The sequence below is a fragment of the Colwellia sp. genome (assembly GCF_013215345.1).
Lineage (GTDB): Bacteria > Pseudomonadota > Gammaproteobacteria > Enterobacterales > Alteromonadaceae > Colwellia.
Map to the genome: position 1 here is coordinate 1 of NZ_JABSOV010000122.1, position 10972 is coordinate 10972.

Annotated in this window: 6 protein-coding genes and 1 pseudogene; 4 read left to right on the plus strand and 3 right to left on the minus strand. The window is 39.2% G+C overall.

The features are described from left to right. Window positions 1-436 (minus strand): annotated as a pseudogene (locus HRT50_RS15200) (hypothetical protein); the annotation flags it as partial. A gap of 268 nt (window positions 437-704) precedes the next feature. Continuing rightward, complete coding sequence (locus HRT50_RS15205) at window positions 705-3497, minus strand: alpha/beta fold hydrolase (RefSeq protein WP_291615988.1); 2793 nt, start codon at window positions 3495-3497, stop codon at window positions 705-707. 301 nt (window positions 3498-3798) lie between these two features. Here HRT50_RS15205 and HRT50_RS15210 point away from each other — a divergent pair, with 301 nt between their 5' ends. Beyond that, on the plus strand, window positions 3799-4503 hold the full coding sequence (locus tag HRT50_RS15210; RefSeq protein WP_291615990.1) for a response regulator transcription factor: 705 nt from the start codon (window positions 3799-3801) through the stop codon (window positions 4501-4503). A gap of 28 nt (window positions 4504-4531) precedes the next feature. Further along, window positions 4532-5947, plus strand: coding sequence for an ATP-binding protein (locus HRT50_RS15215; protein ID WP_291615992.1), 1416 nt, complete (start codon window positions 4532-4534; stop codon window positions 5945-5947). A 153-nt stretch (window positions 5948-6100) separates the two neighbouring features. On the opposite strand, the gene HRT50_RS15220 is transcribed toward HRT50_RS15215, so the two are convergent. Continuing rightward, on the minus strand, window positions 6101-7717 hold the full coding sequence (locus HRT50_RS15220) for a SulP family inorganic anion transporter (protein WP_291615994.1): 1617 nt from the start codon (window positions 7715-7717) through the stop codon (window positions 6101-6103). A gap of 1061 nt (window positions 7718-8778) precedes the next feature. Between HRT50_RS15220 and HRT50_RS15225 the strand changes: the two genes are divergently transcribed. Further along, window positions 8779-10110, plus strand: coding sequence for an NCS2 family permease (locus HRT50_RS15225; RefSeq protein WP_291615998.1), 1332 nt, complete (start codon window positions 8779-8781; stop codon window positions 10108-10110). Window positions 10111-10363: 253 nt separating this feature from the next. Next, entirely contained in the window at window positions 10364-10894 is a 531-nt protein-coding gene (gene hpt / locus HRT50_RS15230; protein ID WP_291615996.1) for a hypoxanthine phosphoribosyltransferase, read from the plus strand. Window positions 10895-10972 lie beyond the last annotated feature (78 nt).

The window sequence follows — 10972 nt, forward strand, 5'->3', positions numbered from 1 at the left end:
TTTTATTAGCAACTGCACTTTTATCTGCACCATATTTTGAGCCAGGATAATCGGTTAAATAGTGTTGTAAAATTCCACGAGCACGGACAATTTGATTTTCCATAATTTCATTTTGGGCAATGATATGAATTACGCCACCATTAGGAGTATCAACCTTGGTATAGCGATCAAACTTTAACGCTGCACTGTATGTATTCTTTAATTCATCTGGCACGACAGAAATGTCCAAATCATTACTGGCGGGGTTAGTGGTGGTTGGGGTTGTCGTGGGTGTAGTAGTGGCCGGAGGCGTTACTGTTTGCTCAACGGTTGTTTTGTTGTCGCTACTTGAACCACCACAAGCAACTAACGTTGTGCTGATAAGAATGGCAAGGGCAACTTTGGTAAAAGAAGTTGTAAAACCGTTAGCAAAAGGGCTTTTATTCATTAAGTTCATTATTTTCTCCAAAACTATTCAAATCTATTCAAAGGAAGTCAAAGTAATCACTCGGTGTTAGCCGATAAATTATTGTCTACTATTTGAACCAGCTTTAGGGTAAGCGCAAGTAAGCGTTTGTAAGCGATACAGCGATACAGCGAAAGATACGAGCTATTACTATTCAGGTATTAAAATAAAAAGGCCCCTTTATCAGCCATGCAAGAATTACTGTGCAGGTGATAAAAGAGCCTATCTACTAAAATTTAACTGTTTTGAAGCTAAAAGGTTAGTTTGTTAATACACCATATAAAACCATTTCTTCAGCTGTCATCCAATGATTACTCTCAGCTGGAGCAGCTTCAAGGGTATACCAGTAAAAGTCAGTCGTTATGCCGATAGCATTATAATAATCAAGGTAGATAACATGCGCTTGATGTTCTCTAGGGTAATCTAATGCAACCTTACCACTGCCATCATCCCATGAATGAACACCTATTTTAGCGCCGGTGGCAATAGTGCGTTTAACGCCCGCTAAAAACATATCTGTGCCGCCAGAGGCAACCATGCCGTCCGCTGGAATGTGAGTATTGATACCGCGGTTTCTAATTTCCATTGACGCTAATAAATTAATGTCATCATCCATAGAGCCAGGGACATTTTGCATTACCAGCGTTTTAATTTGTGGGTAGGTAGAAAATAATGTCTGCATAACAGCTAAAGTATCAGCGCCGATAACACCATTCATATAAACGGTAGTTGAACTAGTATCATTGTCTTTAAAAGTAAAGTTAGCCGCCTGCTCTTCACCACCACCTTCGTCTGTATCCGCTTCAGTAGGGCTAATAGTAAAGTTTTGAGCTGAATAGTTGCCATCAGGTAATGACGTTGCCAAACCATATTCAGCATTCGTTAATAAAGCATGTACCGTTAGATCTTTACTTTGTACTTTTTCCAGCGTGTTTAACTGCCACTCATTATTGATTTGCGCTAAACGTTCATCTCCTGCTTGAGCCCCTAAAATAGAGGTTAATGACCAATACACATATTCAGTGACCATACAGCTGTAATTACAAGTTTCATCATCATAGGTATACCAAGCCGTATCAGGGTAGCTTGTGGGAATAGTTTCAAACTGACCACCACGAGCTGTATCCATGGCATTAGCGATGTCTGAGCCTATCACTTCGCCAAATACTTCAGGGTAAACACCAGCATAGCCAACATGAGTTATTAGGTGTAAAACTTCTTCAATCGTTGCATCAAAGCCGCCATCTGCACCCGCAATAACCACTTCACTGGCATACAAATCTTGCAACGCTTCTGACTCAGGTATTTTTTCAAATAAAGTCTCTAGTTCAGCTTCATCTTTAGTCATGATTAAGGTCGCGCCTTGCTCAAGCATGTGCTCTACCACTAAGGCATTATCTGGCTGACCATCTTCATCATTATCTAAGTATTGCGCCATCACGTTAGCGGCGTGCAACATAGCTTCATCAGCGGTTTGTTCGGTGCCGTAAATAGGAATGCCAAAAACTGAGGTCTTCTTCGAAAATGCTTGATCTAACGAGGCATCTCCACCATTTCCGCCACTGTTGTTATCATAACTTAAGTCTTCAATAGCCGACACACAGCTAGTATCAAGCGCTTTATTTGGCTCAGCTAAAAAGTCACTAGCCAGAGTATTAAAACAAGTAGAGTCAGAAAACAGCTGTCCATGACCACCTTGTGGATTAGTTATGTTTTGTGCATTAGGCATATTTTGAGCAACCAATGTGCCCCAGGCTGCTGGTGTTTGTGTGTCTTGTAAACCATTAAGCATTAATACCGGTAAGTTACTATTAACGGCATGTATCTCAATATCGTTGGCTGGGGTAACATCCCAAACTTTACAAGAAGGCTGATCAAAGCCCATGTGGTACATATCAGCTACCGAAACTTGCATACTTGTCGACCAACCTTCACTGTTATCACCCGTTAACGCGGTAATCTGTAAAAATGGATATTCTTCAGCGCAGATAGTAGATAAACCCATAGCGTTGTAGAACCTGTCTTCTTCGCCCTGCTGCTCACCCTCTTCATCTCCTTGCTCTGCCATCATCGTTTCAATAATAGAGGCATATTTACTGACATCTTCATTCACGGCTAACAAGTAGTCAATGATGACTGGCTGCGTACCAAGTTCCAATAATATTTGAATAAACTCTCGACTCTCATCAATCATACCTTCAATGTGCATACGGGCAATAATATCTTCGATAATGCTTTTGAATTCATCAGCAGGACAGTCAGCTGAATTATCGCAGTTTTTTACTATTTGATTTAACGACTGATAATTTGCCCACGGTGTATCCGTAATACCGTTGACTTCTATCGGGAACATGCCATCGAGAATAACACTGCGAATACCTTCGCTATTTTCACGCATTATGGTGGTTGCAAGGCGAGTACCATATGAGATGCCATATAAATTCCACTGTGGAATATCTAAGACCTTTCTTAGCTGAACAAAGTCCATAGCACTTTGCACGCTGCGATAAGCATCTAAATCGACACCTGCAGCTTCAAGCCTTGTTTTACAGGCTGTTAATTGCTCAGCTGATCCTGCTTCATCAAATTCACTACAGAATAATGCTGGTTTTGAATAACCGGTACCACGTTGGTCAACTAAGTAGACATCCCTGTTGTTGATAAAGGTGCCTGATTCAACTATTTGCGCAATACTTGAGCTGGCACTACCACCCGGGCCACCTTCAAGGTAGACAACCGGATCGGCTTTTTTATTGGCAGAGGTAGACGCTAGTTTAACTACCGCTATTTCAATATTTTTTGTTGAAGCTGGCTTACCATATAAAGCGTGCTTTTCTGGGACCGTAAGGTAACCACAAGAAGAGCCGGCAGTTAAAAGAGACAATTGCGGCGCTGACAACATGACCTGACAAGCTACTTCTTTATATACATTAACTTCAGGAACAGTTGGCGTGGTAGTGGTTTCTTTTTTTGTGTCTGAGCCACCACAAGCAGTTAGTAAACTCGTAGTCATTACTGCCAAAGCAATAAGGGTTTTATTGGTTGGTATCATTGAACCTTCCTTCATGATTAATTAATAAATAGTTGCGTCGTAGTTGTTTGCAGTCTAGATTTTTCAATGCTGCTATTTGCACAGTTTTATCTGCAACACCTTTTCTACAACACTTTTTTTGCAAAACAATGCGATGAATTATTATCAATGATTCAAGAAAGGTTTAGGGTAAGGACAAGTAAGCCTATGTAAGCAATAACTAGCGTTTGTAAGCACGTGTAAGCTAGACTTTATTAGCGGGAACTTTTACGTTAAATTTGCATCATGACTGAATAATAACGAGAAAACAAAGAGAACAATAATGGACAAAACTAGAATATTACTTATTGAAGATGACGCCGAAATATCACGTTTAACTGCGATGTACCTTGATGCTGAGGGTTATCAAGTAGCCGTTATCGATGACGGTGCGCTGGCCTTAGAGGCGATAAAAAACACTAAACCCGAGTTAATTATTCTGGATTTGATGCTACCCGGCATGAGCGGTATTGAGATATGTAAAGCAGCCCGAGAGCTTTACCAACAACCAATATTAATTCTCACTGCTTGTGATGACGATATTAGTGAAGTCAGTTTACTAAAAATGGGCGCCGATGATTATTTAGTTAAACCTTTACGGCCGCATGTGCTCGTTGCCAGAATAGAAGCGCTATTACGCCGCAGCCAAGGAACTCTAGAAAGTCAAAGCAAGCAAGCAGCTGTTGCAACCGCTTTAACAATCAGTGAAGCCAGCAATAAAGTCACCTTTCAAGGTAAGTTATTGAACCTGACAGGCTCGGAATATGAAATGCTAAAATTACTGCACAAAAATGTCGGTAAAGTGATTTCTCGTGAACAATGCTGTCAGGCACTAAGAGGCATAGATTATGACTTTAGTAATCGCTCTATCGACATGCGCATATCAGCTTTACGTAAAAAATTAGGTGATGATCAAATGCCCTACCAAGTTATCACCACCATACGAAATCAAGGTTATAAGTTAATCCATGAACAAGTTAATCCGTGAGAAAATTACCCCGTGGACAAATTAAGTAATGAATAAGTACTCACTATCTTTATTCTCACGCCTTTATTTGGCTATCGTCATCTCAGTAATTATTAGTGTTTCCTTAACAAAGTTCTTTATGGATAGCTTTGAGGAGCAAGAAGACTTTAACGAGCTTGTTGCTGAAATGAATTTTATTTTCAAAGAAATTTCCGTAAATACTGAAAGAAAAATTAAGAGTGCTCAACAAGATATTCCACTCGGTTTTCCATTGGATAACTTTCTTAGCGCTAAACTCGTTAATCCCGAAATGAATAGTGTGGTTTGTCCTTCATGTCAATTAATCACTCGCATTAACAATACTTCTTATTATCAAAGACATGATGGCGGGTATTTAGTCGAATTTAAACTACCTAACGCAAAAAGTAATATCATTATTATTGAGAAAAATAAAAGTGAACTCAACCCTGAGGACTTACCTAAAGACTTAGCTGAAGAATTGGCGGAAGAATTAGCTGAAGGTATAATATATGGTCAGGAGATTGATTTGATATTCCTGTCATTAATACTGATCACCTCTTTATTTCTTGGTATTGCTATTTATTGGCCAATCAAAAATCTACAAAACCAAATTAAAGCACTTATTGACACCCACCAGCAATTTGGCTCAGGAGATATGCAGGCTAAGGCCAAAGAAGATATCCAAAAACCTTTAGATAAGCTTGCTCATAGCTTTAATGACATGGCGCAAGCAATCGCTGACAATGTAAAAGAGCGTGATACTTTTTCCCAAGCAATTCCTCATGAAGTGAGAACTCCATTAAGTCGTATTCAATTAGCATCAGGGTTAATTCGTAGAAAAAGTACTGATTTAGATATATTGGCATTAGTTGATGACGTTGATAACTATGTGGTCGACATTAATGAATTGATCAGTCAGATTGTGGAATATTCAAAAATAAATTCAACTATCGTTGCTGGCTCAATTTCAAAGAGTGAAAGTGAGGTAGATCAGTTTCAAACGATTGAACTAAAATCATTTATTGAATCCAGACTGCAACTTTTAGCTAAAAACCAAAATAAAGAGTACAGCTTAGTCATTGATGAATCACTAGAGCTAACGACCAACCCTTTCTATCTCAGGTTGTTAGTTGATAACTTTATTAAAAACGCCTTTAACTATGCCCAAGGTGAAATAAAAATTTCTGCCAATGTCACTAGCTTCAATAATAATCAGCAATTATCTATAACGGTTGAAGATGATGGCATTGGTGTACCCCTTCACGACCGAGAGACCATCTTTATTGCTTTTGCCCGATTGGATAAAAGTCGCAGTAGAAAAACCGGTGGTTTAGGTCTTGGTCTACCTATAGCGAAAGCCGCAGCGACAAAAATGGCAGGTAAGATAGTGGTGTCTGAGTCACCTTTAGGTGGCGCACTGTTTTCTTTTACTAAAGAGATCTAATAGAGAGTGTTCACAGGTAACACTCTCTTCTTCAAAATTCACTCCGTCAAGACTATCTCAGCCAAAAGAGTCTCAGCAAACGTAACTAGCGTTTCATTACAACGTTTTGCTAAACAACTGATGGTAACGAAACTATTTCTTTAGGAACATTATTTAAGCTCTGTTTTTAACTCTTTCTTTAAGGTAAGTAAATGCATCTAACCGAGTAGCAAAAACATGCTCTGTTGGTATTTTATCGAGCAGTTTTAATTTATTAAAATCATTACGTACCCGTTCACAAACATTTGACAGTAAAATATCTCGCCCTTGATTTCGATAACTGACAATAATTTCTTCAATGGCAATAGTACTGGTTATGCCAACAAAGCGGGCATCGGTTAAATCAATGAGTAGGGTTTTATTTTGATCCGTCTCTGAAACACTTTGCTTTAAGCCGCGCGCCACACCAAAACCAATAGGTCCAGAAATATTAAGCAATAATACACTGTCATCCATAGCTTCAAATAATTGCTTTTCCGCAATAGTTAAATGTTCAGCTTCTTTAGCAGTGCAGAGCTTTATATTATCGAGTTGGATTTCTGATAAGCGGCGAATAGTGACTAGGTTTGCTAAAAATACGCCAACTAATACCGCAGTGACTAGATCAAAGGCGACTGACATAACCATGGTAGAGATCATCAAACCAACGCTAAACAAGGGTATTTGATGGATGCGTTTAAGGAAGTTCCAATCAATGATACTGATGCCAACATGGGTCAAAATTGCCGCTAACACAGCCACTGGAATATAGGCGGTGTATTCCCCTGCCCATAAGACGATAGCTAAGATAAACAGCGCATGAAGCATGCCCGATAAAGGCGTGGTACCACCAGCCCTTAAATTGGTTACTGTACGCATAGTTGCTCCACCACCTGGTAATGCACCAAATAAACCGGCAACCATATTACCTATACCTTGACCGACCAGCTCTTGGTCTGAGTCATGTAATTCATTGGTAATACTATCCACAGTTAATGAAGTCATTAATGAATCAAGTGTACTTAAGGTGGCAATTAATAACGCCGATTTAATCATTTCGCTGGCTAAAGAGCTTTCCCACACTGGCATATTAAAAGAGGGTAATTCACTGGTAATCGCGCCAACAACGGGCATTTCAGCGCCAGAAAAAACATAAAAGCATGCTGCACCTGCTACCGCAATAATGCTGGCTGGTACCACACGACTAAATTTTTGCGGCCAGATAAAGAGTATTGCTAAACAAGCCAAGCCCAATAAGGTATTAGTGCTAGTTAAGGTACCTAACGAAAGCTGTAACTCAGGTAAAGAGTGACCAAATAATGGCTCGATTTGAGAAAGAATGATTAATACGCCAATACCCGAGGTAAAGCCTGATATAACCGGGTATGATACGAGAATAAAATACTTACCTAGCTTAAAAAAGCCAAATAACATTTGAAACAAACCAGCAAGTGTTACCACGGTAAATGCTGCCGCAATGCCATTATCGGGTGATTGCGCGACAAAGCTAGTTAATATGGCCACCATGGCAACGGTTAAACCCGTATTTGGGCCAGAAATTTGTTGATTAGTGCCTCCAAACAAAGAAGCAAATAAACCAGTTATAATTGCACAATAAATACCTGCGCTGGCGCCCGCTCCCGATGTAACCCCGAAAGCTAAAGCAAAAGGTAAAGCAACAATTGTTGATGTCAACGCACCAAAAACATCACCTTTAATGGTTTGTCGATTAAAATGTGCTAGAGAGAGCATGGCTACCTAATTTAATTTTATGGTTAATGACATTAACTTACCTGAAAGTATTACCGCCTATTTGATATCGCGTACTTTTCTCACATAATGCCGTGAAAAACCCTCTTGCTAAACGATTTACAGCAAAATTGCTGTCGCTCGAATGAGGCTTACGTGGAATTGTACACTAAAAAAGCATTTCTTGACACTGTTGACAAGTTTTCTATTTTAAGGATAGGATGAAGTGTTGTTCATCAGACAAAAAGCAAAAATTAATAATGATATTAGCGAGAACTAAATTCTGGGAGCTATGCTGAAACCTTCGGATTATTCAGAATTGAAGATACCCAAACAACCTCAAGGTGCAGAATTCAGCTGAAATTAGAAACGCCTTTAGGCAAGGCATTGATTGAAGAGAATGGTTACTCCCTTGTCGAAATCAATAACGATGGATAAAACGTTTCTAAACCAGCCCTACGGGGACGGATGAGCAAATCATATTCATTGTTGCGTATGTGATTAAGGGAATAACCCTTAATAAAATACGCGCCTTGAATATGAATCGCTCAGCAGTCCTGAAACGAGCATCTTGAAGTAGCTTGGGTATTTACCTTGATTTTACCATGTGAAATTTACATGTTTTACTTTTCACCGTGTTATCAAGTTAGCTTTAATTTATAGGGTATAGCGAATATCCTATGTCCAGACGGGTTTCATCATATGGAATTAACAAGCAACTATACTTATTAACTTTAACTTTTATTTATGTATTAATGAGACAGCTAAACAGAAATTGGGTCCAACACAGCCTCTTTCTAACAATTAGCAATTGCTGGTTTTATCAGTTTAATCGGTAAAGCAGCGACAAAAAGGTCAATAACTAAAATTATTACAAGTAGGTCAACTTTAAAAATACAAATAAACGACCTTAAATATCAATCAACGAGAGAACTGTAGTTATGGAACAGGTTAGTAAATCTTACGAAAAGCAAGAAGAGCAAGAAGATAAAGCTAAAGACTTAGGTCTGTTAGAACGTCTTTTTAAATTATCACAGCATAATACATCGATAAAAACTGAGCTTATGGCGGGTCTTACGACCTTCGTGACCATGTCATATATTATGTTTTTAAACCCGGTAATTATGTCAAATACCGGCATGCCATTTGATGGTTTGTTCTTAGCCACCTGTTTAGGTGCTGCTATTGCCACTATATTAATGGGTATGTATGCTAACTGGCCTGTTGGCCTTGCGCCAGGCATGGGTTTAAATGCCTTCTTCACTTTCTCCGTCGTCGGCGGCATGGGTTACAGTTGGGAAATTGCCCTAGGTGCGGTCTTCCTTTCCGGTGTTCTCTTTGTATTCATGAGTGTTACCCGACTAAGGGAATGGATGCTTGATAGTATTCCCATGAGCTTACGACTTGCCATGACCGCAGGTGTTGGGCTTTTCTTAGGTTTCATCGGCTTACGTTTCACCGGCATTATTGTTGCTAGTCCTGATAACGTAGTTGCTCTTGGCGACATGACTCACTTTGGCTTTGGTCAATTTGGTCCCGAAGCACCGGCACTAGGTTTCTTAAGTTTCTTACTTATTGCGGTGCTTAGCTATCGTAAAGTATTTGGTGCGGTAATCATTGGTATTGCCACAGTAACCTTACTTGCTTTTGTTATGACTTGGGTGTTACCTGCTGATTTCTTCGTTATTTCTGAAGCAGCTAAATCTTTTGCTCCTGCATCTGGTTTTGTTTCTTATAGTGGCATACTAGCTGTTCCTGAGTTTTCTGCTCTTGAACCTATCTTATGGAAAGCCGATATTGCGGGCGCTTTTCAAGTAGCGTTAATTCCTGTTATTGTAACTTTCTTATTCGTTAACATTTTCGATACCGCGGGCACCTTAATGGGTGTTGCTGAGCGTGCTGGCTTGCAAGACAAAAATGGCAAGATTGAAGGCTTAAGCAAGTCTTTAAAAGCTGACTCAATCGCTTCTGTTATTGGTACAGGTTTTGGTTGTCCTCCGGTAACTTCTTATGTTGAATCTGCTGCAGGTGTTGCTGCTGGTGGCCGTACTGGTCTGACCGCGGTAACTATCGGCTTATTATTTGCTGTTGGTATGTTCTTCTTGCCACTGGCCAAAATGCTACCTGCCTTTGCCGTTGATGGCGCGCTTATCTATGTAGCTATGTTGATGATGAGCTCACTTAAAGGCTTAGATTGGGACGACTTAACGGAATACGCACCAGCCGTGTGTACTACGATTATGATGGCGTTTACCTTCTCTATTGCTAACGGTATCGCTTTTGGTTTTATCACCTACACTGTATTAAAAGTAGGTACGGGTAAATCAGACCAAGTATCTAACGGTGTTTGGGCGTTAACTGTTTTATTTATTGCTAAGTTTATTTTCTTAAACTAAAGACAATATTCGCTAAACCTAAAAAAGCCTTTGTTCACAAAGGCTTTTTTTTGCATGTACGATAGTTAGAAAAAGTAAGAGGCTGTTGAGCGGTATCTGCTTAGCATGATTATAAAACTGTTGATTTGTATAATATTTGCTACAGTTAAAATTCAACAGCCCTAGTATTTGTATTTTTTATTCATATAGTTTCAATACCCAACGAACAGCTAATCGCTGAATTTATTAATTAACCAACAAGAAAGAAATAACGATGAAACATACTATTGAGGTCATGATCTCAGAAGAAGAAATCAGAGAACGCGTTGCCCAAATTGGCCAGCAGATCAGTGAACATTATCAAGGCAGCGATAATTTAGTCATGGTCGGTTTGCTACGTGGTTCTTTTGTTTTTATGGCCGATTTAGCCAGAAAGATTACCGTTAATCATAGCGTTGATTTTATGACTGCATCGAGTTACGGCAATAGCATGGAAAGCTCTCGTGATGTTCATATACTGAAGGATCTTGATGATAATATTGAAGGCAAAGATGTTTTACTGGTAGAAGATATTATTGATACCGGTAATACCTTAAGTAAAGTTGTCGAGATTTTAAGTTTACGTGCTCCTAATTCAATTGAAATTTGTACCTTATTAGATAAACCAAGTCGTCGTGAAAAAGATGTTCAGGTAAAATGGATTGGCTTTGAAATTCCTGATGAGTTTGTCGTTGGTGTAGGTATTGACTATGCACAAAAATATCGTCACCTGCCTTATATTGGTAAAGTTATTCCTGAAGAATAAACGGCTTTACTGACAAATATTATGTATAAAAAATCCGACACTAGGTCGGATTTTTTGTTTAAACCTTAACGAACATTA

Bases quoted from the DNA above. Each gene is read 5' to 3' on its own strand.
- HRT50_RS15225 (WP_291615998.1), top strand. From the start codon at position 8,779: ATGGCGGGTCTTACGACCTTCGTGACCATGTCATATATTATGTTTTTA.
- HRT50_RS15205 (WP_291615988.1), bottom strand. From the start codon at position 3,497: ATGATACCAACCAATAAAACCCTTATTGCTTTGGCAGTAATGACTACG.
- HRT50_RS15210 (WP_291615990.1), top strand. From the start codon at position 3,799: ATGGACAAAACTAGAATATTACTTATTGAAGATGACGCCGAAATATCA.
- HRT50_RS15220 (WP_291615994.1), bottom strand. From the start codon at position 7,717: ATGCTCTCTCTAGCACATTTTAATCGACAAACCATTAAAGGTGATGTT.
- HRT50_RS15215 (WP_291615992.1), top strand. From the start codon at position 4,532: ATGAATAAGTACTCACTATCTTTATTCTCACGCCTTTATTTGGCTATC.
- hpt (WP_291615996.1), top strand. From the start codon at position 10,364: ATGAAACATACTATTGAGGTCATGATCTCAGAAGAAGAAATCAGAGAA.